At 49.1% G+C, this 23427-nt stretch carries 24 protein-coding genes; 7 read left to right on the top strand and 17 right to left on the bottom strand.

Features of this window, described 5'->3' with window-relative positions:
- Positions 1-177: 177 nt before the first annotated feature.
- Genes V5J77_RS05770 through V5J77_RS05760 form a run of 3 tightly spaced genes read right to left on the bottom strand, consistent with a single transcriptional unit; the run spans position 178 to position 3017 of the window.
- Positions 178-810, bottom strand: coding sequence for a bifunctional 4-hydroxy-2-oxoglutarate aldolase/2-dehydro-3-deoxy-phosphogluconate aldolase (locus V5J77_RS05770; RefSeq protein WP_338554833.1), 633 nt, complete (start codon positions 808-810; stop codon positions 178-180).
- A gap of 21 nt (positions 811-831) precedes the next feature.
- On the bottom strand, positions 832-2121 hold the full coding sequence (gene mutY / locus V5J77_RS05765) for an A/G-specific adenine glycosylase (RefSeq protein WP_338554832.1): 1290 nt from the start codon (positions 2119-2121) through the stop codon (positions 832-834).
- A complete protein-coding gene (locus V5J77_RS05760; protein WP_338554831.1) occupies positions 2118-3017 on the bottom strand; it encodes an AraC family transcriptional regulator in 900 nt (299 codons plus the stop codon). The genes mutY and V5J77_RS05760 overlap by 4 nt, the downstream gene beginning before the upstream one ends.
- Positions 3018-3170: 153 nt before the next feature.
- Between V5J77_RS05760 and V5J77_RS05755 the strand changes: the two genes are divergently transcribed.
- Positions 3171-3527 (top strand): cytochrome c, encoded by a 357-nt coding sequence (locus tag V5J77_RS05755; RefSeq protein WP_338554830.1) that lies wholly within the window; start codon positions 3171-3173, stop codon positions 3525-3527.
- A 226-nt stretch (positions 3528-3753) separates the two neighbouring features.
- Here the strand turns inward: V5J77_RS05755 and acpS are convergent, their stop codons facing one another.
- The 6 genes from acpS to V5J77_RS05725 form a co-directional block, all read right to left on the bottom strand.
- Complete coding sequence (gene acpS, locus V5J77_RS05750) at positions 3754-4149, bottom strand: holo-ACP synthase (RefSeq protein ID WP_338554829.1); 396 nt, start codon at positions 4147-4149, stop codon at positions 3754-3756.
- Between the two features lie 123 nt (positions 4150-4272).
- The gene (nadE, locus tag V5J77_RS05745; RefSeq protein WP_338554828.1) at positions 4273-5082 is read right to left on the bottom strand and encodes an ammonia-dependent NAD(+) synthetase; all 810 of its coding nucleotides are present in this window, start codon (positions 5080-5082) and stop codon (positions 4273-4275) included.
- Between the two features lie 13 nt (positions 5083-5095).
- Complete coding sequence (locus V5J77_RS05740; protein ID WP_046228930.1) at positions 5096-5530, bottom strand: BrxA/BrxB family bacilliredoxin; 435 nt, start codon at positions 5528-5530, stop codon at positions 5096-5098.
- A 252-nt stretch (positions 5531-5782) separates the two neighbouring features.
- The gene (locus V5J77_RS05735) at positions 5783-5926 is read right to left on the bottom strand and encodes a hypothetical protein (protein WP_338554827.1); all 144 of its coding nucleotides are present in this window, start codon (positions 5924-5926) and stop codon (positions 5783-5785) included.
- Between the two features lie 96 nt (positions 5927-6022).
- Positions 6023-7702, bottom strand: coding sequence for an ATP-binding protein (locus tag V5J77_RS05730; RefSeq protein WP_338554826.1), 1680 nt, complete (start codon positions 7700-7702; stop codon positions 6023-6025).
- A 35-nt stretch (positions 7703-7737) separates the two neighbouring features.
- Entirely contained in the window at positions 7738-8598 is an 861-nt protein-coding gene (locus tag V5J77_RS05725) for a lysophospholipase (RefSeq protein ID WP_338554825.1), read from the bottom strand.
- Positions 8599-8698: 100 nt separating this feature from the next.
- On the opposite strand from V5J77_RS05725, the gene V5J77_RS05720 reads away from it, so the two are divergent.
- Complete coding sequence (locus V5J77_RS05720; protein WP_338556579.1) at positions 8699-10081, top strand: NAD(P)/FAD-dependent oxidoreductase; 1383 nt, start codon at positions 8699-8701, stop codon at positions 10079-10081.
- 31 nt (positions 10082-10112) lie between these two features.
- Here the strand turns inward: V5J77_RS05720 and V5J77_RS05715 are convergent, their stop codons facing one another.
- On the bottom strand, positions 10113-10403 hold the full coding sequence (locus V5J77_RS05715) for a hypothetical protein (protein WP_338554824.1): 291 nt from the start codon (positions 10401-10403) through the stop codon (positions 10113-10115).
- Between the two features lie 194 nt (positions 10404-10597).
- Between V5J77_RS05715 and V5J77_RS05710 the strand changes: the two genes are divergently transcribed.
- The gene (locus tag V5J77_RS05710) at positions 10598-11488 is read left to right on the top strand and encodes a helix-turn-helix domain-containing protein (protein WP_338554823.1); all 891 of its coding nucleotides are present in this window, start codon (positions 10598-10600) and stop codon (positions 11486-11488) included.
- Between the two features lie 231 nt (positions 11489-11719).
- Here V5J77_RS05710 and V5J77_RS05705 read toward each other — a convergent pair whose 3' ends face one another.
- From V5J77_RS05705 to xylA, 3 genes are all read right to left on the bottom strand, one after another.
- Complete coding sequence (locus tag V5J77_RS05705) at positions 11720-12145, bottom strand: GNAT family N-acetyltransferase (protein ID WP_338554822.1); 426 nt, start codon at positions 12143-12145, stop codon at positions 11720-11722.
- Positions 12146-12542: 397 nt separating this feature from the next.
- Positions 12543-14042: a xylulokinase gene (gene xylB, locus V5J77_RS05700; protein ID WP_338554821.1), complete on the bottom strand. Its 1500-nt coding sequence runs from the start codon at positions 14040-14042 to the stop codon at positions 12543-12545.
- A gap of 18 nt (positions 14043-14060) precedes the next feature.
- Positions 14061-15374, bottom strand: a complete 1314-nt coding sequence (gene xylA, locus V5J77_RS05695) for a xylose isomerase (RefSeq protein WP_338554820.1) — start codon at positions 15372-15374, stop codon at positions 14061-14063.
- Positions 15375-15570: 196 nt separating this feature from the next.
- Between xylA and V5J77_RS05690 the strand changes: the two genes are divergently transcribed.
- The 3 genes from V5J77_RS05690 (at position 15571) to V5J77_RS05680 (ending at position 18917) form a co-directional block, all read left to right on the top strand.
- A complete protein-coding gene (locus V5J77_RS05690) occupies positions 15571-16743 on the top strand; it encodes an ROK family transcriptional regulator (protein WP_338554819.1) in 1173 nt (390 codons plus the stop codon).
- A 422-nt stretch (positions 16744-17165) separates the two neighbouring features.
- Positions 17166-17660 carry a hypothetical protein gene (locus tag V5J77_RS05685; protein ID WP_338554818.1) on the top strand — a complete coding sequence of 165 codons (495 nt, stop codon included), beginning with the start codon at positions 17166-17168 and terminating at the stop codon, positions 17658-17660.
- 621 nt (positions 17661-18281) lie between these two features.
- Positions 18282-18917 carry an FMN-dependent NADH-azoreductase gene (locus V5J77_RS05680; RefSeq protein ID WP_338556577.1) on the top strand — a complete coding sequence of 212 codons (636 nt, stop codon included), beginning with the start codon at positions 18282-18284 and terminating at the stop codon, positions 18915-18917.
- Positions 18918-18983: 66 nt separating this feature from the next.
- On the opposite strand, the gene V5J77_RS05675 is transcribed toward V5J77_RS05680, so the two are convergent.
- From V5J77_RS05675 to V5J77_RS05660, 4 genes are all read right to left on the bottom strand, one after another.
- Positions 18984-19400: a GIY-YIG nuclease family protein gene (locus V5J77_RS05675; protein ID WP_338554817.1), complete on the bottom strand. Its 417-nt coding sequence runs from the start codon at positions 19398-19400 to the stop codon at positions 18984-18986.
- 58 nt (positions 19401-19458) lie between these two features.
- Positions 19459-20241, bottom strand: coding sequence for a DUF2087 domain-containing protein (locus V5J77_RS05670; RefSeq protein WP_338554816.1), 783 nt, complete (start codon positions 20239-20241; stop codon positions 19459-19461).
- A gap of 152 nt (positions 20242-20393) precedes the next feature.
- Positions 20394-21629 (bottom strand): MFS transporter, encoded by a 1236-nt coding sequence (locus V5J77_RS05665; RefSeq protein ID WP_338554815.1) that lies wholly within the window; start codon positions 21627-21629, stop codon positions 20394-20396.
- A 33-nt stretch (positions 21630-21662) separates the two neighbouring features.
- Complete coding sequence (locus V5J77_RS05660; RefSeq protein ID WP_338554814.1) at positions 21663-22745, bottom strand: lactonase family protein; 1083 nt, start codon at positions 22743-22745, stop codon at positions 21663-21665.
- 187 nt (positions 22746-22932) lie between these two features.
- Here V5J77_RS05660 and V5J77_RS05655 point away from each other — a divergent pair, with 187 nt between their 5' ends.
- Complete coding sequence (locus V5J77_RS05655; RefSeq protein ID WP_338554813.1) at positions 22933-23271, top strand: LytTR family transcriptional regulator DNA-binding domain-containing protein; 339 nt, start codon at positions 22933-22935, stop codon at positions 23269-23271.
- The last annotated feature ends 156 nt before the right edge of the window (positions 23272-23427 follow it).

Below are 23427 nucleotides of genomic sequence, written 5' to 3'. Positions count from 1 at the left end.
TCAGGTTATATTCATCTTATCCAATTATACTAGCTTTATGACCCCCCTTTATTATATATTCTCTCTTGCAGCCTGCGGCCGTTGTTGCCGCAGGCCCTTTTATTTATTACCCCCAATAGATGATAGAAAACTATAATAGCAAATAGACTCCTTGGGCTGACTGCCCGCTACCCCTTATTAAAGCTTGCTAACCGCATCAACGAACTGCCGCGCCCGCTCCGTAACTAGCTCAAGCTTGCCTTCGCGCACCCACTCAAGGTTAACGAGCTTGCCGCCCAGACCGACGGCATTCGCCCCAGCGCCAAAATATTCACCAAGATTATGCAAATCCGCTCCACCTGTTGCCATAATCGGAATATGGTCCAGCGGGCCGCGAATCTCTGCCAAATATTTAGTGCCCAGCGTCCCCATCGGAAACAGCTTGACCGCTTCCGCCCCAGCTTTCCAAGCTTTGACGATTTCGGTAGGCGTCATAACGCCAGGCCATACCGATACGCCATGCTCAGCGCCGTATGCAATAACCTCCTCATCGAGATTCGGAGAAATGATAAACTGCGCCCCCGCAGCCACTGCCTCCTGCGCCATTTTAAGATCCAGCACCGTACCTGCGCCGACAATCGCTTGATCGTCAAATTTGGTGCGCCAGCGATGAATCATCGTTGTAGCGCCCTGCGTATTCAGCGTAATTTCCATCAGACGGATACCGCCGTCTATTAATGCCTGTCCAGCAGCATCAGCATGGCGATCCTCGATTCCTCTAACAATTGCTACGATTTTGTGCTCTAACAGCTGCTTTAATCTTTCACTCATTCCAATGCTCTCCCCTCGGCTTTACAAATCCTGATTCCAATAATCGCGTAAAATTTTCAAAAATAAATTCGGAAATGCCAGCTCCTCCATATGCTCCGGCCCAATCCAGCGATACGGCGCGTGAAGCTCGCCCTGCTGCTCTAGCTGCTGCTCTAGCTGCTGCTCTAGCTGCTTCCCCTGCTCCGTGTCCACCTGCTGAGTTTTCACCTGCTCCTCCAGCTGCATTCCAGCAGTTGTATAGACAGCCGCAGCTTCAGCAGCCATTTGCGCCATTGGCACTGCTTCACCGATGTTCATCGCACCTAGATCAGCCTTATAAACTCTCATTTTCCAATGGATATGGCTGAAAATATGATCGGCGTCCATCAACTGACGATGAGGACGAATAAGCAAGCCCGTCTCGCCCGCGACCGCTTCGGTCAGCAGCCCGCCAAGCGGTGCTTGCTCCGTCAGCTGCTCCTCGCTGAAATGAAGCAGCGGCTCCAGCTCCTTCGGCACAAGCAAATGCGGCAGCTCCCACATTTGCGCAAGCAGCCCGGTAGCCGGGCGCTGCCTTACAAGCACCTTGCCTGCATGTGCGCCTAACCCTTCCACAATGACGCCAATTCGTGCTTCCGGCCGCGGCGGCTTTGCCTTCGATTTAATAGGCAGCTCCGTCTCGCGCCCTCCGATTCTTGCTTCACAATGCTCCATTACCGGGCATGGCAGGCAGCTTGGAGACTTTGGCGTACAGACGAGCGCACCCAGCTCCATTAAAGCCTGATTGAAGTCGCCTGCTGCGCCTTCAGGAATCAGCTCGGCGGCGAGCTTTTCGATTTTCACGCGCGTAGCCGGCTTTGCAATATCATCCTCCAGCGCAAAATAGCGGGACAGCACGCGCATGACATTGCCATCTACAGCTGGCTCAGGCCGATTAAAGGCGATGCTCATAATAGCGCCGCTCGTATAGGGTCCCACGCCTTTCAAGGCTGCGACGGCTGTTTTATCATCCGGCACCTGTCCTTGATGCAGCTCCATTACTTGGCGTGCTCCCGCTTGCAAATTCCGCGCCCGCGAGTAATAGCCTAGCCCTTCCCAGCACTTAAGCACCTCGGGCTCGGGCGCTTCAGCAAGCGCCTGAACCGTTGGGAATTTTGCCATAAACCGTTCATAATAGGGGATAACCGTATCGACTCTCGTTTGCTGAAGCATAATTTCCGATACCCATATCCGGTAAGGGTCGCGGCTTTTACGCCATGGCAAATCGCGATTCCCTCTCTGGTACCAATGCAGCAGCTCTCTGCTAAAATGTTGTTTCGCTTCCGCTGTCATGTATTTCCGTACTCCTCTCGATCTGTTTGCCCGGCTTCCTGCCATGCGCTGCTGCAAATAATACGGCGGTATTCCGAAGGGGTAATGCCCGTCTGCTGCTTGAACAACCGTGACAAATAATGATTGAGCATGCCAACCTCCGCAGCAATAGCGGCAATCGGCAGGCTCGTCGTGCGCAGCAGCTTCTTAGCTGTCGCAATTCGCCGCTGCGTGATGTATTGAACGAGCGAGCAGCCGACTTTATTTTTAAACGCAGTATGAAAATCCACATGTGATAGGTTGGCCAGCCTGGCTAGCACGCCAATTGGAATTTGATATTGCAAATTTTCCTCAATAAAATGAAGCACTTCATCATAGACGAGCACTTCATTCCAGTGCTCATGCTCCGACAGCTGTAGTAATGTCGTGTTTTGTTGCGTCCGGCTGTTCTCCATGAACAGCGCAAGCAGCTCGTAAAGCACAGCCTTCGTCCGCAATTCGCCCGTAAGATCGCTATCTTCCTGCGCCGCCAGCATTTTCGTAAACAGCTGCTTGACGACCAGCGCGTCCTTCACTTCAACCTCCAGCGGCAAATGAGCCAAATGGATATAGGATTGGGCAGCCATCTCCGCGCGGAAATGGCACCAATAATGAATAAAATGATTAGCACCAAGCGAGCCATATCTTCTTGCCCAGCCTGGACGCAGCAAATATAACCGGCCAGCGCTGACCTTATATTTGGACTCGTTCAATTCCAGCCAGCCTTCACCTTTATCAATGTAGCATAAGCAGAAATAGTCAGGCTCCACACGCCTCATTATCCAGCCTGCTGGACTTTTCGTATAGGATGCCACCATTACATCAACCTTTAACTGCTTAAACTGTTGGTTGAGCATATGTTCGCCCGTTATTTCCATATTCCTTCCATGCCTACCGATCTCTTGACGTATTTTCTTGTTAGCCTTTTCTATTATAGCGCCCCCCTTGGCAAAATCCTATGGAAGTTGCAGCAAGCAATCCGCTATACTATCTCTATGATTTCTTAATATGGATAAATTGGAGGAACCCAAATGTTACGTAATAATCTATCAGTCTGGGTCAAAATGCTGCTGCTTGCAGTCCTGACTACAGCCCTGCTTGCTGCCTGCGGAGGCACGTCACAGCCGGGAACGAAAGCAACGCCGCATATGGATGCGCCAGAAGGCACAGCCTCTGTTTATAAATCCAACTGCATCAGCTGCCACGGCACAGACCTGCAAGGCCGCATGGGGGCTCAGACCAATTTGCAAAAGGTTGGAGCCCGGATGAGCGAGGCAGACATAGTGACACAGCTGGAAAATGGCGCAGGCTCCATGCCGTCGTTCAAGGATCGTCTCACAAGCAAAGAAATCGCAGGGCTCGCCGCTTGGCTCGCCGGCAAGAAATAGACGAGCAGGCTTATCCGCCGCCATCCATAGGCGGCGAGCAAGCCTGCTGCCAACACATGCTTTATATAGAACGCACCGAATGATAGCGGCGGCTTCAATGCCCAACAATCAATCTCCTTATCTTTATCGGCATGCAGCCCCCTGATAATGACAAAGTTGACATCAACATTACAATTCGTAGCATAATCTTGTATAACTAGCTATTTTGCTACAATATGCAAAGTAATTAAGCAAGCTGCTCGACAATGGCAACGGCAGAGGCCAGCTCTCGGTCATGCGTAATCGTAATATGAACGCGCACGCCCGCAGCAGTTAATCCAAGCCTCTGCCATGCAGCATCTGACAATATACATTCCGGCTTTCCAGATTCCGACCGTAAAATATGAATATCGCCAAAGCCAATTATGCTGCCGATGCCACAGCCAAACGCTTTAACTACCGCTTCCTTCGCGGCAAAACGACCCGATGCGAATTGAACTTTCCGTTTTCCTTCATAGCTCTCAGCCAGCTTAAGCTCCTGCTCTGTCAAAATTCGCTGCAAAAACTTCCCCGCCGTGCTGCCGGCAAGTATCGTCTGCATTCTGCTCATATCCGTTATATCATGACCAATTCCTACTATCATTGCCTCGCCTGCCTTCAATAATTACTTTCGTATATGTACGCTTCCCTACCGCGTATTTGCTCCATAATAACAGAAGCTTGCCCGCTTTTGCAGCGGACAAGCTTCTAAAAGATACGTTTTTAATTAAATACCAGGAATAGGCGCGCGCTTGTGCTCGGTTTTGAGGTATTGCTTCTCCAGCTTTTCCTTCGCCTCAGCACCAATTTCCTTGCCCTCCAAATAATCGCTGTTGTCATCGTAGCTAATGCCGAGCTCATCCTCATCAGTCTGCCCTTCCCATAAACCAGCGGATGGCGCTTTGTCGAGAATGCTCTTCGGCACGCCAAGATGCGAGGCAAGCTGGCGTACTTGACGTTTGTTCAGAGAGCTGAGCGGCGTAATATCAACGGCCCCGTCACCCCATTTTGTGTAAAAGCCTGTTATAGCTTCGGATGCATGATCCGTACCAACAACGAGCAAATTGAGGTCAAAGGCAAGCGCATATTGGACAACCATACGCGTTCTTGCCTTCACATTGCCTTTACCGCCGCGGCTAATATGACGATGGATACCGATACCCTTCAAACCGTGCTCCGTCTCTATGGCGATTTCGTCTACCGCTTCGCCAATGTTCGTTTCTACGGTTTTTGTAATACCGAATGCCTCAGAAACCGCGTAGCTGTCGGAAATGTCCGACTGCTCGCTGTAAGGCTGGTAAACGCCAAGCGTCATATAGTCGCACCCCGTTTCAGCCGTAAGCTCATCGGTCGCTTTTTTGCAAAGGCCCGCTGCTACTGCACTGTCGATGCCGCCGCTAATGGCGATCAACAGACCTGTCGTATGGGAATCCAATACGTATTTTTTGAGAAAATCAACGCGGGTGCGGATTTCCTGATCTACATCAATGACAGGCTTAACGCCAAGTCTTGCTATAATATCTGCTTGTAAGCTCATAGCTCCTCCTGCCTTAGCGGCAGAACCGATCGAACGCATCAGCCAGATCGGCTGCAATATCCGACGCGGAACGGTTCTCGATTTGGTGACGTTCAATGAAATGAACAAGCTCTCCGTCCTTCATTAGAGCAATGGATGGAGAAGAAGGCGGGTACGGCGCAAAGTATTCACGGGCTTTAGCTGTTGCTTCTTTATCCTGTCCAGCAAATACCGTAAACAAATGGTCTGGTGTAATATCATGCTGCAGCGCTTCCGCTACGCCTGGGCGGCATTGTCCTGCTGCACAGCCGCAAACGGAGTTTACGACTACGAGCGCTGTACCTTTGGATTCAGGAAGATTTTGCTCCACATCCTCGGGTGTGCGAAGCTCTTGAATGCCAAGACGCGTCAAATCATCACGCATTGGTTGAACCATATCGAGCATGTATCTCTCAAATGACATGGACACTGAAATACACTCCTTTTTGAAAATATAAGAATTTATAAGCGGACACTTATAATTAGGCTTCTATTTCTCGGACTGAAACGCGCCGTCAAAGGACAGCTTTCGGCCGTTTCACCTTGTAACCTAAATTTAGTTACTATTATAACGCTGGTTAGGAAAATAAAGCAACAGCCGTCCATGTCGCAGCTGCTGCTTTAATATTCCTCACGCCTTCTGCTCCCAGCTGCTGGCGGGCAGCCTTCGCCGCTCGTCTCATTAGACAGACGGGCGATTCGGACCGTCCAGCTTCTTGTCGAAACCGGCTTCGGTCTGAGAAGTCCCATTGCGCTTTTTAGCATTTTCAGCTTCTTGCTGCTCCTGCTGCAGAGATTGTTCAGACTTTGCTTGATTGCGCTCCATGCATTCTCCTCCTTCATCCGTCTTGTATGACTGACAGGCAAAGGTAGTATGTGCAGGCTTAGTTTCCATTATGTGATTAGAGCAATAGAACGCTAACTATAGCTCCGTTTCTTCCAGCATAAAGGTTAATATGAACGTCGTTCCTTCCCCTTCCTCAGACTCCACCTCCAGCTTGCCATTATGCCTTTCAGCAATGCTGAGGCAAAGCGGCAGCCCTAGTCCCGTTCCTTTGGACTTTGTCGTATAAAAAGGCTTAAACAGCTGGCTCATCTGATCTGCTGGAATACCTACGCCATTATCACGAATCCGAAGCAGCACTTTATTTTCCAAAGGAAGGTAGCGAGTAAATATGTGCAGAACGCCCTTTTCCTCTATTGCCTCCATCGCCTCCATGCCGTTGCGCACAAGATTTATAATTAGCTGCTTCATTTCCTTGTCCGACATAAGAAAGGCGGGCAAATCATCGGCAAGCTCCGTTTGTACAACCTGCCCTCTAAGATTGGCGTCCGCCTCAAGCAGCGGCAATATTTCCATAATGATCGTCTGCAAGGAGTGCTTCTGCATGGGGACGGAACGATTTTGCGCCAATGATAAAAAGTCGCTAATAATGGTATTCGCCCGATCCAGCTCCTCCATAACGATCTGGTAATACTGCTGCTCATTCAGTCGGCTGCGCTCCCGCATCAGTTGCATAAAGCCCCGGATTACCGCCATCGGATTGCGGATCTCATGCGTAATGCTTGCTGCCATTTGTCCAATCAGACTTAGGCTCTCCATTCGCCCCAGCTCATCGCGCAGCAGCGTAAGCTCCGTTACATCTTGGACAATAAGCGCTGCTCCCGCAATGGAATGATCCTCCTGCCTTCGAATAGCAAATGCTGTCTTAAGCAGCGTTTTGCCCTCTTCCGTGCATGGTCCTTTACTGCTCTTGGCTCCAGCGAGCGCCTCCTCAAGCAGCTTAATATAGGAATTGTCCTCTTTTGCAGCAAAAAAGGTTTCCATACGTACATTTTCTGAAAACAAATCCCCGCTTGCCGCGAGCTGCCGTTGGAACAGCTCCTTGCCCTTAGCATTCAAATGCGTGATAACACCGCGCTCATCTGTGAATAAAATCGCCAGCAGCATTTCATCAATGAACTGCTGCTGTTTTTCCACCTCCAGCCGATAGCTGGACGAAACATTTTTGAGCTCCAGCTGCAGCCGAGAATTTTCAACAAATTTCTCCACAATAAAAATAGACAACCAAATAGCAAAGAGCGAGCCAAAAAATAATAAACCGAATACCGCAACAAGCTCAGTTGACCAGTAAACGCCCTTACTCATCATAAACATGATAAATATTAAGGATATGTAGATGGAAATTGGCGCTATCGATTTAACACCTATGAGCCGCTTTCGTTGCAAGGGCTTCTGTCCAAATCGCTTGGCAAAGAGCAATACAATAGGAGCGTGAACAAGCATGAAAAAGACAAAAATCATATGATCTGCATCAGTGTCAAGCGCTGGTACTCTAAGGATAATATAGAGCAGATCAAGACTAAGGGCACCATATACCCCTCCGTATAAAGAGCCCAAAATAAACGGAACGAAGCGGAAGTTTAGGTCATATCCATAAAAATCCGTCGAAACCGACATACACGCAACCATCGCGATTGCGCTTGAAGCCGTTATAAACACTCGAATATGCTTTTCCTTGCGCTGCTTATAATGCCAGAGCTGAAAGGAAAATACGGGAATAAGTGAGATTACGAATTGTAATAGCAATTCTTTCAACACGAACGACAGGTCTCCCCCCCTAATCGCTTACTAGATTAAATTGCGTGATCCTTTTTGCCATCTGTGTGCATATCCAGCCAGTTTGTCACCACTTCAATAAAATGCTGTGCTTCCAAATCATTATGAAGCTCATGATAGCCGTCAGCCCAAGAAACAAACGTACATGACTCGCCTAGCCGCTGCGCTACCTGCTCGCTCGCTTCATGAGAGGTGATCTTGTCAGCTGCGCCGTGTATAAGCAGCAATGGCACTTGAAGCTGAGTGCAATTGGCTATTGCCCATTCGCCTGAATCATGGAGATTCATAAAGGTTTTAACCGTAATGCGCGAATGGCACAGTGGATCTCCCTCTATATGCACGGCCTCCTTATAACCACGACGGTACAGATCCCCGCTTTTCAAGCCCGTCGATTGCGGCAGCCCTGGCCAAATGGCCGCAAGCCGCTTCCCCAACCACAGCTTGGCACGCGGCGGTTTAAAGGCCAGCTTTAGCCATGGACTAGACAGCACGAGTGCCTTCACTGCAGGCCGAAGCCGCAGTGCGCAATTCATCGCAATGTTGCCGCCCATACTGTGCCCGTATAGAAAGAGCGGCAGCCCTGGATGGCGCTCCGCGGCCTGCTCCACCAGCATGGCGGCATTGGCCGCCGCATCATCTACAGAAGGCAAATGCCCCCTTGACCCGGATGAACGGCCATGGCCCTGCTGATCAATAGCTATGACAGCATATTGAGCGGCTACGAGCCTCGCCGCATATGAACGATAACGTTCACCATGCTCGCCCATCCCATGTATGAGACATAAAACGCCCTTTGGACGTTCCTTTTCCGGCTTCCATTCTCTTACGTATAGTTCAGTATCCGCATAACCCTGAAACGTCCATTCCATACGAATCATCCAAGGCACCTCCAACTGATGAATTATGTTCTATTATAACTCAATATTTCGTCCGAAGAATGGTACAATAAACAAGATTGCAGAAAGAAAGGCTGAGTGAATCATGTACGATATTATAATTGTTGGCGGAGGCCCCTCCGGTCTGATGGCAGCGGTAGCTGCAAGCGCGCACGGCGCCTCTGTTCTACTCGTTGATAAAGGAGACAAGCTTGGGCGCAAGCTCGGCATTTCCGGAGGCGGACGCTGTAATGTGACGAACGCAAAAGAGATGGATCAACTCATCCAACATATACCCGGAAACGGAAAATTTTTATTCAGTGCGCTGAATGCGTTTGGCAATCGGGATATTATCGCTTTTTTCGAAGGGATGGGCATTGCTTTGAAGGAGGAAGACCGCGGCCGAATGTTTCCTGTTTCCGACAAAGCCAAAACGGTCGTCGATGCGCTCATCCGCAAAGTTCGAGAGCAAGGGGTGGACATTCGAACAAATACACCTGTTCGCGAGGTTCTTTACGCGGATGGTGCTGTACAAGGACTACTGCTGCAAAACGGCGAAAAGCTCGCGGCGAAGGCCGTCATTATCGCTACGGGCGGCAAATCCGTCCCCCATACCGGCTCCACTGGCGACGGCTATCCTTGGGCTGTCAGCGGCGGGCATACGATTACCGAGCTGTATCCGACAGAAGTGCCCCTAACCTCCTCCGAGCCTTGGATACGCAGCAAAGCTTTGCAGGGCATTTCACTGCGCGAGGTAGAGCTAACGGTGTGGAATGCGAAGGGCAAAAAAATGATTACCCATGAAGGCGACATGATCTTCACCCACTTCGGCTTATCCGGCCCAACCGCCCTTAGATGCAGCCAATTCGTCGTCAAAGCGCTCAAACAGGCGGCAAGCAAGGAGCAGCGCGCTTCTGGCGCCGTTCAAGGCATCGACGCAGCAAATGGAAATATCGGCGGCACAGACGCTTTAGATGCGGCAGAGTACTTAGGAAGCGAAGCAAGGGAGGCTGCAACCGTACTTCTCACAATCGACCTGCTGCCGGGGCGCTCTGAAGCCGAGGTTTATCAGGAAATGATGCAAATGGCAAAGCTGGAGTCCAAAAAAGCAATCAAAAATGTGCTTCGCGGCTATTTGCAGGAACGGCTGCTGGATTTTCTGCTTCAGCGAAATGGCATCAGCGGCGATACAACGTATGACAATCTTCCCAAGGGGCCGTTTCTTGCGCTTGCCAAGCAAATCAAAGCCTTCCCCGTTAAGGTGAACGGGACGCTATCTATTGAGGAAGCTTTCGTCACTGGCGGCGGGGTTCATTTGAAGGAAATTGATCCGAAGACGATGGGCTCCAAGCAAAGCGCCGGCCTTTATTTTTGCGGCGAGGTGCTCGATATTCATGGCTATACAGGTGGCTACAACATTACTGCGGCCTTTTCAACAGGCTACAATGCAGGAAAAAGCGCGGCACTGGCTGTCTCAGACAGCTAAAGCCGCGCTTTTCTTTTGTCCAAAAAGCCAGCTACAGCTCCTCGTTCCAATCCTCATTAACGATATGTGCGGGAATCGTGATACCGTCAAGTGAATAAGCGGTTTCCGTGTAAGCGTTCGCATCAATGGCAGCTTCCTGAATAAGCCGGCCGCCATGCATCTGCATAATCTCAAGCGCAGAAATGAGATCATTCCCCTCCATATGAATATGCAGCCGTCCTCCTTCATGCAGAACTGGATCATAACCAAGCTGCTCCAGCGTATCGAAGGCCATCCCTGCACTCGTAATATTTGCGAAATCAAACAATAATGCAGAGTTCATCGGTTTTTCTCCTTTCGGGCATTGACTCTATCTCTAGTCTGCCCCAATTTGTTAACGAAGTATGACTAAAGGGTGTTGTCATTTCGAGTTTTTTTCTGCATAATTTAAAATACGAGATATGTCACATTTGATAACCCTTAATGTAATCTAACTTAACTTTAAATAGATCGCCGATTGAAGGAGGCATTATTAGCATGCATACGATCTTTTACCAGCTAGCCGACCCGATGATGATTGTGGAATATGATTTTAACCGCTGGTATATTCGCGATATTAACAAAGCCTTTACCGGTCTGTCCGGCTATCGAAAGCATGAGCTTCTGGAGGTCAACCCGGAGGATTTCGTGAAGGATTCGCAGCCTTTCGGGCAGCTGATGGCGAAGCTTATTGAGGATGATCAGCTGACATTCGACTGTGAGCTGACGACACGCTCTACGATGACGGCGATCGTTCGGCTGAGCTGCCGTAAATTTCAAATGGAGGAGCAAACGTATTATATGCTCGTCTGCAAGGACGTGTCTGCCGAGCGTTGGGGCGATGAATTCGCTGTCGATCATAAAATCATGATGGCCATTGGCATCTCGGAACAATTCCGCATTTTTTCGCTGAAGCGTTATTTTGCCCCGCTTGCCCAAGGCTCAGCCAGCTTTTTGAATCGCAGCATTTTTGATTTGGTTGCCGAGGAGCACCGCGCACCGCTGCGCCGCATCATGGAAAGGGTCAAGAGCATTGGCAAAATTGAGCATTTGGAGCTGCATATGCAGCTCGGGGATGGCAAGGATACCGCAAAAGCGTTGATTAAGCCTTTTTATTCGGGCAACAAGGCGTTTCATAGCTATTTAATTATGCTCACAGAGCTGAACCGGCAAGCCCAGGAGGAGGACCCTTCCTACAAGCTGAGAATGCTAATGCTGAGCAAAAATATTTCCGCTACATCGCTCTCCCGCTCCACGCTCATTTCCTTGACGACCATTTCCAAAATTCGCAATGGCAAAATAAAAAAGCCCCAGCGACTCACAGCCGAGCTGATCGCCAGCGAGCTTGGGGTAAAGCCGGAAGCGATTTGGAGCAGCTTTAAGCAGTGAGTCGGCAGGTGAGCAGATGTAAGCTTATTGTTCAGTGAGTATAAAGGATTAGACTGGCCTATTAAAATAAGCAGCGGCGACCTAGACTTGAGAAATAAAGTCTTAGACTGCCGCTGTTGCCATTAAACAAACGTTACCCGTTATTTAAATATTAATTTGCTGAATAAATCATTACCTCCCTATATAAAACTTTGCTGTCGATTCAATAAAGGCTAGTGAGAATTTAGTCCTTCATTTGTCTAACATTTTTGAAAAGTACTTAGGAGCCTCCTTGAAACCTTGTCTCTCATAAAATTTATGAGCGTCTATTCTTCTAGAATGACAATGAACTTGGATACTGTCACATCCCCTTTTTCTGGCAGAGACAGAGGCAAATTCCTCTAATTCCTTTCCAATTCCTTTACTTCTAATTGAGGAGTCTACAACAAGATAACTAATTAATGCAACATCTCCTCTAACACCTAATTGCGGGATATAATGAAGGGAAATACAGGCAATAACGTGTCCTTCATCTTCATAAACCATTAATTCTTCGTTGGGGTCAGTTAGAAGTCTTTCCATGTTCTCTTTAATAAAAAATTCGGTATCCGGGTAGCCTAATTGTGCCAATAGTTTGGCTATATCTTTCCAATCCTCCAATTTTGCAACTCTAATCATAAATTTCATCTCCACTCATCTCACACTTTATAGGGTGTCGCTCGACATAAATCATAATTTGGTTTGGATATGAATAAATAACTATCGGCAACTGTAACCCTTCACCATAATCATGGCATTATATTAGCAAATTTACTAGAACCACGGTGTGACTATTCCAATGCAGGTGTGGTTTATTGCTGCTAGACCATAACTCATAAAATATGCCAGCTAGCGCTTTTACATAAACTGCCTGTTAGCTTAATAAAGCTTCATCAGTCTAATACCTTAATTTCTCTGTCTAGAACTTTATTTTCTTCTGACACTTCTCACTTCTTCTCTGTATTCCATAAAAAAAGCCGCTTCTCCTAAAAAACAGAAGAAGCGGCAGCCAATTGTGTTCTTGCGGGTAACCTCGCTAACCGCGATATGCGGCTAACGCTTCGTTCAAACTGCGCGTTTGCGTGTAAACATGCTGATAGATGCGGAACAGCCCTTTATACGCTTCAACAGCTTCAGGCTGCGGCAAATATTGCTCGGCATGCTTCACGAACTTCGCTGCACAAGCCTCCAGGCTTTCAAACCAGCCACTGCCGTATGCAGCAAGCATCGCTGCGCCAAGGCCAGGGCCCTGCTCGTTTTCGAGCGCTACTACCTTAGCGTCAAAAATGTCAGCCTGCATTTGCAGCCAAATCGGATTTTGCGCGCCCCCGCCAATAGATACAATCGTATTGACCGTTTTGCCAGCCTCGCGGAACATATCGACTGATTCATGCAGTGAGAACGTGATGCCCTCCATCACGGCACGGGCAAAATGAACCCGCTCATGCGAGCCATCAACGCCAATAAAGCTGGCGCGAATGAGGGAATCCGGATGCGGCGTACGCTCGCCTACGAGATAAGGCGTAAACAACAGACCGCCTGCTCCCGGCTTCACTTCCCCGATGCCTGCAAGCAGCTCATCAAAGGATTCGCTGGGCGCGAACGTCTTCTTAAACCAGCTCAGGCTGTAGCCTGCCGCCAACGTCACGCCCATTGCGTAGAAGGAATCCTCCTTGCCGTGATTGAAGAAATGCACTTTGCCGGCAAAATCCTTATTTTTGTCATTTTCATAGGACAAAATAACGCCGGACGTACCGATGCTGCAAAGCGTCAAGCCTTCGCTCAAAATGCCAGCGCCAATTGCGCCGCAAGCATTGTCGGCTCCGCCTGCGAACACCTTCACTGAAGCTGGCAGTCCCGTGCGCTGTGCCAGCTCAGCAAGCAGCGTACCCGTCTGTCCATGTGACTCGACGAGCGGCGGACAGAAGCTTGCCGACAGCCCGAATGCTGTGAGCACCTCTTCGCTCCAGCGCTTCGCTGCTACATCCAGCAGCAGCGTACCTGCCGCATCGGAATAATCCATATGCCGCTCGCCTGTCAGGCGATAGCGCACATAATCCTTAGGCAGCAGGAACAGCTCTGCCTGCTGAAAAGCAGCGGGCTCATGCTCGCGCACCCATAGGATTTTCGGCAGCGTAAAGCCTTCCAGCGCGGGATTGCGCGTAATACCGAGCAGCTTGTCGCCAAGCGTACGCTCGATTTCGCGGCATTGCGCCGTTGTGCGAGTGTCATTCCAGAGAATCGCATTGCGAACCGGATTGCCTTCACCATTCAGCAGCACAAGACCGTGCATTTGGCCGGAGAAGCTAATGCCCTCGATTTGCGCGCTTGCTTCTGGCCCAATGGCAGCGGACAGCTCGCCAAGCGCCTCTAGCGTTGCATCTACCCAATCATCAGGCTTCTGCTCGCTCCAGCCCGTATGCTCATGATAAAGCGGGTAGCTGCGGGAAGCTTCGCCCGCAACCGTGCCTTCTTTATTAATGAGGAGCGCCTTGACGGCGCTCGTTCCTAAATCTATTCCAATGACATAGCTCATAGCCAAAGTCCTCCCGACTTAAACGCTGAAAATAACTTCGCTCAGCTGTAGTCTAATACGCTCTTGACGACCAGACTCTAGGCGGATCGGGTTGTTTTGCAGCGCGTATTGCTCAAGTGAAGCAAGCGTTGCTTTGCCGGAAACGATGTCAGCGCCGATGCCTTCTTTGAACGTACGGTAGCGGTTGTCTACGATGCCGTCGAGAATTTTCTCTTCCGTCAGCTTCGCAGCTGCTTTCAGACCCCATGCAAAGCTGTCCATACCGGCAATGTGACCGAGGAACAGATCGTCTGCTTCGAATGATGCACGACGAACCTTCGCATCAAAGTTAACACCGCCACGGCCAATACCGCCCGCTTTAAGCACTTCGTACATTGTGAGTGTAGTGGAGTAAAGATCAGTCGGGAACTCATCCGTATCCCAGCCCAGCAGCAGATCGCCTTGGTTTGCATCAAGGGAACCGAGCATGCCGTTGATAGCCGCTGTGCGGATCTCGTGCTCGAACGTGTGACCAGCAAGCGTTGCATGGTTCGCTTCAAGGTTCAGCTTGAAGTCGTTTTGCAAATTGTATTTGCGCAGGAACGAAATCGTTGTCGCTGCATCAAAGTCATATTGGTGCTTCGTTGGCTCTTTCGGTTTAGGCTCAATCAGGAATTGTGCGTCGAAGCCGATTTCTTTCGCATAAGCAAGCGCCATTTCGTACAGGCGTGCCAGGTTATCCAGCTCAAAGCCCATGTCCGTGTTCAGCAACGTTTCATAGCCTTCGCGGCCGCCCCAGAAAACATAGTTTTCAGCGCCAAGCTCTTTGCCGACTTCCAGACCTTTTTTCAGCTGTGCGCCAGCATAGGCATAAACGTCAGCGTTGCAGGTTGTGCCTGCGCCATGAACGAAGCGCGGGTGCGAGAACATGTTAACCGTGTTCCAAAGCAATTTTTTGCCGGAAGTTTTCATGTTTTCTTTCAGCAAGGCTACGATAACATCGAGGTTTTTGTTCGTTTCTTGCAGTGTAGCGCCTTCTGGAGCAATATCGACATCGTGGAAGCAGTAGAACGGAATGTTCAGCTTATCCATAAATTCAAAGTTAGCTTCTACGCGAGCTTTAGCGCGGTCAAGACCGTCCAGCTTATCCCACTCGCGGAACATCGTTGCTGAACCGAAAGGATCTGTGCCGTTTGCGTTAAAAGTGTGCCAGTAGGCAACAGCGAAGCGCAGGTGCTCTTCCATCGTTTTGCCAAGAATGACTTGCTCCGGGTTATAGTGTTTGAATGCAAACGGATTGTCTGAACCTTTGCCCTCAAATTGAATTTTGCCAATGTTAGAAAAATAGCTCATTTTTATAAAACCTCCTGATAGGGTATGGGATAAATGCTTTGTTGCATATCTCATGATGTAAACGCTCCCCAACAGCATAACATGATCAAACTTAGTTTGTCTATTGACTAAACTAAGTTTTTTTGTGTTAAAATAGTCCTATTCATCTGTGATACAATACATTACATGGATTTTTAGATGGACGGAGGCAATTGAGTTGAAACTAAAGACGACCGGCGACTTGGCGCTAATCAAAAAAATGAATACCGCGATTGTGCTGGAGGCCGTTATTAAGCATGCCCCGCTCTCTCGCGCCCAAATATCTGAACGAACCGGACTTAATAAAGCGACCGTTTCCAGCCTTGTGCAGGATCTGATCGACAATCATCTCGTTTTTGAAAATGGCCCCGGCGAATCGAGCGGCGGACGCAAGCCCGTCATGCTGCTGTTTAATGGACAAGCCGGACATGCCATCGGCATTGACCTTGGCGTCAACTATATGCGCGGCGTGTTAACCGACCTGCAAGGGACTGTCCTTAGCGAGCGGCAGCTTACCTTCAAAAAGCGCGAGCAGGATTTAGCCCTGAACCAGCTCATTGCCTTTATTGAGGAGCTTGCAGCGCAAGCCCCGAGCAGCCATTATGGCCTAATCGGCATCGGCGTTGGAGCGCCGGGCATCGTCGATGACAAAGGCGCGATTCTGTTTGCGCCGAACCTTGAATGGCAGCAGGTGGAGCTTCAGCAAATGCTGGAGGAACGCTTCGGGCTGCCTGTGACGATCGACAATGAAGCGAATGCCGGCGCACAGGGCGAGCAGAAATACGGCGCGGGTCGCGGCATCGCCAACCAAATATACGTCAGTGTCGGCATCGGCATCGGGACGGGCATTATTTTAAATAAGGAGCTGTACAAAGGGGCTTCCGGCTTTTCCGGCGAGCTGGGGCATTTGTCGATTGAATATGGCGGCAAACCGTGCCGCTGCGGCAATCAGGGCTGCTGGGAGCTGTACGCTTCAGAAAATGCGCTGCTGGAGCAGGCAGAGCCGCTTGGCTTTGAGACGCTGGAGGAGCTGCTTGCTGCCGCAGAGGGAGGAAACCGCGAGGTGCAGGCGTTATTTTATGCCATCGGTGACTATTTGGGCGTCGGCATTTCTAACATTGTAAATGTGTTTAATCCAAACGTCGTCATCATCGGCAACCGTATGAGCCGTGCACAAGCTTGGCTGGAGGAGGCCATTCACGCCTCTATCGCCCGCCGCACACTTAGCTATCACCGGGAAAAACTGCAAATTTTGTTCGCCGAATTGCAGGATCAGTCCGCCGTCCGCGGCGCCGCTTATTATGCGATTAGTACGTTCTTCGCGAAGGTTAAGAGCGGCCAGCCGATTTGAGGTTAAATACCATTTATATTGCAACCTATGAAAATAACGAAGCAGCCCATATCGAAAATACGGAACTGTTCCTCGCATTAGATCATTAGATGCGAAAAATGAACGACGCAGACCAAGCGGGCGTAGTATGCTGTGGAGTTTATAGCAGACATGGCTAAAGGCATTCATTCTCGGGCATATGCCGCACATGTTTTAAAGAAACATTCTCCTATCAAAAACAACCTCTGTCAGATGTGGATGGAGGTTGTTTTTCTGTGAAAGAACATATTTCATGGCGGGTATTGCGGCTGAGGGTCAAGAGGTTTTGTTACTGACAATTTTCCGCAACAAGAGTCTTGATAAGTCTTGAAGTTTATTATTTTAAATCTTGACAATACTTGAGTTTTTGATTAATGTGAATGTAAGCAGAAGGAGGGAAGAGGATGGATAATAATTACCAAGATATCTTAGATCAACTCTTTAAAACAGACCCTGAGAAACTAAGAACTCGATTGAGAGATCTAGAAATTGAGCGAAAGATTATACTATCTCTTTTAGAAAAAGAAGATGTCTCGCCCAGACTTCACAGTTCACCTGTTCACGAATCACTTTTTGAAAGCCATGAAGATTCTTTACAAGTTGATGAAATTTTTGGAGAAGCCATTCTAACGGAAGCAGACCTAGCCTATAATAACTTGCGATTCAAAATTAAGTCTCAAATCGCTAAAGTTCTTCCTCATAATGGAAAGGTTAAGGTTGTTTATCAGGACATATCCATTGAAGGGTCGATCCCTCCATCAGTAAGAGGGCGTATTAATGGAGTTCACTTATATAAGAGATTTCCTGATGTATTCCAATTAGGAGCGAAATTGACTGTTAAATATTCAACGGCTGATCGCATACTAAGTATATTAAGTGTTGATAACGAGGCTGAATAAGCGGAAATTGTGATGAGTTGAATATGAAGAAGAAGGACAATGGGACGAAAGTAACAAAGGAAAAGGTTGGTCAGATGAAGAATTGCGAGTTGTATTCTCGTTTGCACCAACAAAAGAGAATTGTATAACCTTAGCTAAGGCGTTTAACAGAGGATATGGTAGCATAGAACAGATATTCCGATGGGAAGCGACCAGTGATAAATCCATTACTAATTCGGAACGGAAAGATGACAAGTTCATTAATCTAATTAAACGCGTTGCAAAAGAAGTTGGTTGGAAAGTGTAAACTCAACTTTGATGAATAAATTAAGCCACCTCTTTAACCGCGAAAAGATGGAATAACCTTTAACTATAGCCGCAAAAGGCTATGGTGTTCTTTTTCCCCGCCACAAGCTTGCTATGTCCCTAATTATTCCAAAATAAAAAGCCCCCTGCTAGGGCAGACTTATTTAAGTCAACAAATAGACTCCACCATATGAAACAGGTGCAACCACCCTTCCAGCTCCCTTTACTTAAACAAAAAATACTCTAAAATTAAAATTAACGAATTACTTATTGAAATTAACTAAAAAAAAGTTATAATGGAGAAGTACTATTTAAACACGAAGGGAAGTTATAATGATGTCTACTGTATTGTACATTACTGCACACCCGCACGATCACTCCACATCTTTCAGCCTTGCTGTAGGTGAAGAGTTCATTAACGCTTATCGTGAAGCTAATCCTTCTGATGAAATCGTTCATCTTGATCTGTTCAATCTTGATATTCCTGCAATTGATGCTGACGTATTCAGCGGTTGGGGCAAGCTGCAATCCGGCACTGCTTTCGATCAGCTTTCTGCTGCTGAGCAAGCAAAAGTTGCACGCCTTGGCGAGCTCGTAGATCAGTTCGTTGCAGCTGATAAATATGTTTTCGTTTCTCCAATGTGGAACTTCTCGTTCCCTCCGGTTCTGAAAGCATACATTGACGCGGTTTCCGTTGCTGGCAAAACGTTCAAATATACGGCTGAAGGTCCTGTAGGCTTGCTTACTGATAAAAAAGGCTTGCACATCCAAGCTAGCGGCGGCGTTTATTCCGAAGGCCCTGCAGCTGCAATGGAAAGCGGCTTTAGCTACCTGAAAAAAATCTCGTTGTTCTACGGCATTCCTTCCTTCGAGCCGCTGTTTGTTGAAGGTATGGCTGTATCGCAAGATCAAGGCGCAGCTATTAAAGCACAAGCAATCGTTAAAGCGAAAGAAATTGCTGCAAGCTTCTAATTTCTAACGATAAGCTGCAATAACGAAAAACTGCCGAGGATTTTTATCCTGGCAGTTTTTTTATTTCTATTCCCGCTCGTTATAACAATCGACACCTTCAGCCAGCAGCTTCTCCAGCCACTTCTGCTCAAGCTCCTCCGCCGCTTTTTTATATTTGCGCATTTGCTCGGCCGACGTGCCGCCCGGCGTAGCCGGGAGCACATCCTTGTAATCGAACAGCACCTTATCTTCAAGCTTCATTTTTTCCAAAATATCAAATTCGAACTGCGCTGCTCCCTGCTCATTCCAATCCATTTGCAGCTCATCATTTTTGTGCGTGCCAAAGTCCAGCTCAAACCGCACGCGGTTCAGCGCCCCATCCATATTGGAGGTTGAGCCAATAAACCTGCGTCCGCTTGCCGTATTCGTAATTTGATAGACGCCCATCACTCGTTCCTGCTCCATATACTGTGCCGTCAGTTGCTTGCGCTCTTCTTTATTCATCGTTTTTCCTCCTCAAATTCGTCCATTCACTCTCAGCCAGCAAGCCGCCCTTGCCAAGTCAGCCTTTAACCCAATATTCGCTGCCATCATCCGTACGGTCAAGAAAGCCATATTCAATCAAATAACGGCGCAGCGTCACATAGTCCGCTTCCCAGTAACGTTTGAGCAGATCATTTACTTCCTTCTCCGTGTACTTGCGCGATGCTTCAAAGTATGCTGAAATATGGCGCAAAATCGCCACCTTGCGCTTTTCCTTGCGTGGAAACGAAGCAAGCGGACCATTCGGCCCCTGTGGAAAATATTGCTGCATAATCGACTCGTATTCATCCTCCGTTATCGCATACCGTTCATCAATCTGCGTCGCTGTGCGGTGAATCGGCATAAAACGCGGTGCATCTGCCGACACTCCACTCTCCATCAGCTCGATGGCGGCCAGCAGCAGCTTCGCCTGCTTCGCCTTCTCCTTCAATACAAACCGATGGTTGCGAATGGTCGAGGCGCTGCCTCCTCCTGAGCTTTTGACGATTTCCGCATCGGACATGCCTGAGGCGAACTGACGAATAAGCTGCTTTTGCAAATCGGTAAGCCCGCTCGCCTTCTTATCCAGACCGAGCAAATAATCGAGCATCGAGCCATGGCTATGCTGAACATGATAGGCCGCATATTTGCGGGCATCATACCATTTATCACGATTATCACGATCAGGAACACGAAATATCTCTCCATCCTCGAAGGCTGCTCCACATATAAGACAGCTGTAGCGCCCCTCTTCTTGAACGAACACAAAGCCTTTCTTCAAGTCGACAAGCTCTGCTGACCAGAATAAATCATTTTGCGACAAAACAAACACCACCTATTTGAAACGGTTTATTTAATAGACATACTAACATTTTGTTTAGTTATTTACAATATCCCTTAAAAAATCAAATAAGAAAAGGCAGGGAAAGCTCTCCCTGCCCTGCGATGTTTTAGGATTGCAAAAAATGTACCAGCTTAAGCCCGCCGATCCCTCGGCAGTAAAATACCGAACAAGCCGAGCAGCGGCAGCACGCTGGAGGCGTACATCACCTGCGCGATGCTGTAGTGGTCGGCTGCTGTGCCGAGCACAATGGCTCCTAAGCCGCCCATGCCAAAGGCGAGGCCGGTAATAAGCCCGGATGCCATGCCGACTTTTCCTGGCATGAGCTCCTGCGCATAGACGACGCTGACCGAGAAGCTCGACTGGAGAATGAGGCCGAGCAGCGTAATGACGGGGTATACCCAGAAAATCGGCAAATGCGGCAAAATGACGGTTAGCGGCGCTGCCCCTGCGATGGAGAACAGCAGCATCCGCTTGCGCCCGAAGCGGTCGGACAGCATGCCGCCAAAGAAGGTTCCGGCGACACCAGCCGCCATGAACAGAAAGAGCGGCACCTGCGCCGCGCCAATCGACAGCCCATAATCCCGCTGCAAATAAAATTGATAAAAGCTTGTAATCCCCGCTGCGTACCAGGAGCGAGCAAACACCATGACGAGCAGCAGCCCCAGCGCAATCGCCACCGCTTTCGTGCTAAGTGCATCCGCATTTGCGGCGGCGGCACCGCTCTGCTTCGCCTTGCGATCGGCAAGCCCTTTCGCCGCAAGCTCCGCTGCGTACCAAGGCACGATGCGCAGCAGCAGCATAATTCCTGCCAGCGCAAGCAGCGTCCCCCATACGGCACCACGCTGCCCAAGCGGGACGAATATAAAAATCGTCATGAGCGGCGCTAGCGCTTGCCCAAAATTGCCGCCGACCTGATAGATCGACTGCGCCAGTCCGCGCCTGCCGCCCGCAGCAAAATAAACAACCCGTGAGCCTTCGGGATGGAATACCGCTGACCCAAAGCCGACGAACACAACTGCGAGCAGCAGCGTCCAGAAGTTTGGCGCAAAGCCAAGTCCCGCCATCCCTGCCATACTGCAGCACATGCCGGCAATAAGCATCCATGGCGCAGGCTTTTTATCCGATAAAATGCCAATAACCGGCTGCAATACGGAGGAGGTCATATACAAAGTAAACGTAATCCAGCCGATCTGGCCGAACGTTAAACCGAGCGATTGTTCAAAAATTGGAAAAAGGGCAGCGACGACCGACTGCATGGAATCATTCAGCAGATGGACGCCGCTTATAGCGAATAATATGCCAAATAACGCTTTATTTTTCGAATCAACTGTTTTGGTAGCTTTACTCAATGATTGTACCTTGGTCATTCCTCGCGCCTTCTCTCACTGTTTCTGCTATGCTTAACCGACCCAGACGAACACAGGGCTTGAAATTTGCAGTTGCTCGCCTTCAAGCGTCAGCAGACCGCTGTCTGCATCCACCTGATAGCTGAGCAGATGATTCGTCTTCTGGTTCGCCACGAGCAGCCTGCTGCCATCCGGAGCAAGTGTAAAATTACGCGGACCTTCCCCGCCGCAGGAAATATGCTGCACAAGCGTTAAGCTGCCGTCTACCCCATTTACTGCAAATACCGCAAGGCTGTTATGGCCGCGATTGGAGGTATACAAAAACTTGCCCGACGGTGCCAGCGCAATATGCGCCGCATCGTTGTACGCGTTAAACCCTTCCGGCAGCGCGCTTATCGTCTGCACATGGGCAAGCGTACCCGCATCCTCTTCATTCATTCGCAGCACCGACACCGTGGAATCCAGCTCATTCATTACGTATACGATAGGAAGCTGCTCGTGCAGCGCCAAATGCCGCGGCCCCGCTCCTGCGTGCAGCTGGTAGGAGGCTACATGCTGAAGCGGCTCCCCTGCGTCTGGATTTTGGCGGTATATGAGAATGGAATCCGTGCCGAGATCCGTTATGTAAACATAGGGCGATGGCCCGCCGAGCGGCAAAATCGCATGGGCATGCGGCGCATCCTGACGGCTCGCATTTGGCCCAAGCTCTCCCTTGCTGCCGACAACTGCTATCGCCGGCTTCAAGGAGCCATCCTCTGCAAGCGGCAGCATCGCTGCATTCCCACCTGTATAATTGGCTGCGAATACGGATCTGCCATCCGAGCTGACATAGCATGGATGCTCGCCATGGGTAGACTGGCGGTTTAGCTCACTCAGCTTGCCGGTTGCTGAGTCAATCGCATAAGCAGCAACCTCGCCGCCCCGCACACCACTTGCTTGCGCCGTTTCACTGACCGCATACAGCCTGTCCCTTGCTTCATTCACGCTCAGAAATGACGCGTTTTCTATACCCGTTACCTGCTGAATGACCGTTAGCGAACCATTTTCGCTATCCTGCTTCGCTACATAAATACACGGCTCCACAACGCTGCCGTAGCAGCCGATATAGACAATTCCTGCAAGCTTGCTTGCTTTCATTCGTATTCATCCTCTCATACTCTCATTATGTAAACGGTATTTTATATTATAGTGAACATAGCACAAGGAAAATAAGCATGACAACCGTTTTCGAAAAAACACTTTCCAATGTCTTCTACCCATGCTATAATGTAAGCGCTAACATTATTTCCGTTTTCATTCTCATTTCTTGAAGGGGGCTTATGGAATGATGAATACTTCATTGAACGGTGCACGTAATATTTACGAGGATTTTGAGGTCGAGTCGGACGTCCTTTTTTTCAAGGTCGGCATGCCCGAGCTCGTCAGCTTCCACGGCAGAAACTACAATATAAAGAAAAGAATGACCGGGGAACAAATTCGCAAGCTGATTGATGACAGCCATTTTTATCAAGTCAGCTCCAATTGCTACATTAACATTCGCAAGGTGAAGGCGATCACGGACGGCATGGTTTATTTTGGCACCGACGCATCCGACTCCAAGAATATCCCTATTCCTAGACGTAAGCAAACCGTTATCAAGCAGCTCGTAAGCCAGGCGCAATAATCGGTTAGCAGGCACATACCGCATAACACTTCACCGCATCCCTATCCGCACACCTCAGTCACCCATTCACACACAACCGCCGTATACCGTCATTAACGGAATACGGCGGTTGTGTGTTTACATTGATCCTGTTATTCTAATCTGGAGTATGAAACG

The organism is Paenibacillus sp. KS-LC4 (assembly GCF_036894955.1).
In the GTDB taxonomy this organism is placed as follows: Bacteria; Bacillota; Bacilli; order Paenibacillales; family Paenibacillaceae; genus Pristimantibacillus.
Note: the sequence above shows the minus strand (reverse complement) of the source record. Positions and strands in the feature narration are given on the sequence as shown.

Bases quoted from the DNA above. Each gene is read 5' to 3' on its own strand.
- V5J77_RS05725 (WP_338554825.1), bottom strand. From the start codon at position 8,598: ATGATTCGTATGGAATGGACGTTTCAGGGTTATGCGGATACTGAACTA.
- V5J77_RS05755 (WP_338554830.1), top strand. From the start codon at position 3,171: ATGTTACGTAATAATCTATCAGTCTGGGTCAAAATGCTGCTGCTTGCA.
- V5J77_RS05665 (WP_338554815.1), bottom strand. From the start codon at position 21,629: ATGACCAAGGTACAATCATTGAGTAAAGCTACCAAAACAGTTGATTCG.
- V5J77_RS05655 (WP_338554813.1), top strand. From the start codon at position 22,933: ATGATGAATACTTCATTGAACGGTGCACGTAATATTTACGAGGATTTT.
- V5J77_RS05770 (WP_338554833.1), bottom strand. From the start codon at position 810: ATGAGTGAAAGATTAAAGCAGCTGTTAGAGCACAAAATCGTAGCAATT.
- V5J77_RS05710 (WP_338554823.1), top strand. From the start codon at position 10,598: ATGCATACGATCTTTTACCAGCTAGCCGACCCGATGATGATTGTGGAA.
- acpS (WP_338554829.1), bottom strand. From the start codon at position 4,149: ATGATAGTAGGAATTGGTCATGATATAACGGATATGAGCAGAATGCAG.
- V5J77_RS05715 (WP_338554824.1), bottom strand. From the start codon at position 10,403: ATGAACTCTGCATTATTGTTTGATTTCGCAAATATTACGAGTGCAGGG.
- V5J77_RS05685 (WP_338554818.1), top strand. From the start codon at position 17,166: ATGGATAATAATTACCAAGATATCTTAGATCAACTCTTTAAAACAGAC.
- mutY (WP_338554832.1), bottom strand. From the start codon at position 2,121: ATGACAGCGGAAGCGAAACAACATTTTAGCAGAGAGCTGCTGCATTGG.
- V5J77_RS05680 (WP_338556577.1), top strand. From the start codon at position 18,282: ATGTCTACTGTATTGTACATTACTGCACACCCGCACGATCACTCCACA.
- nadE (WP_338554828.1), bottom strand. From the start codon at position 5,082: ATGAGCTTACAAGCAGATATTATAGCAAGACTTGGCGTTAAGCCTGTC.
- xylA (WP_338554820.1), bottom strand. From the start codon at position 15,374: ATGAGCTATTTTTCTAACATTGGCAAAATTCAATTTGAGGGCAAAGGT.
- V5J77_RS05735 (WP_338554827.1), bottom strand. From the start codon at position 5,926: ATGGAGCGCAATCAAGCAAAGTCTGAACAATCTCTGCAGCAGGAGCAG.
- V5J77_RS05660 (WP_338554814.1), bottom strand. From the start codon at position 22,745: ATGAAAGCAAGCAAGCTTGCAGGAATTGTCTATATCGGCTGCTACGGC.
- V5J77_RS05675 (WP_338554817.1), bottom strand. From the start codon at position 19,400: ATGAATAAAGAAGAGCGCAAGCAACTGACGGCACAGTATATGGAGCAG.
- V5J77_RS05760 (WP_338554831.1), bottom strand. From the start codon at position 3,017: ATGGAAATAACGGGCGAACATATGCTCAACCAACAGTTTAAGCAGTTA.
- V5J77_RS05705 (WP_338554822.1), bottom strand. From the start codon at position 12,145: ATGATTAGAGTTGCAAAATTGGAGGATTGGAAAGATATAGCCAAACTA.
- xylB (WP_338554821.1), bottom strand. From the start codon at position 14,042: ATGAGCTATGTCATTGGAATAGATTTAGGAACGAGCGCCGTCAAGGCG.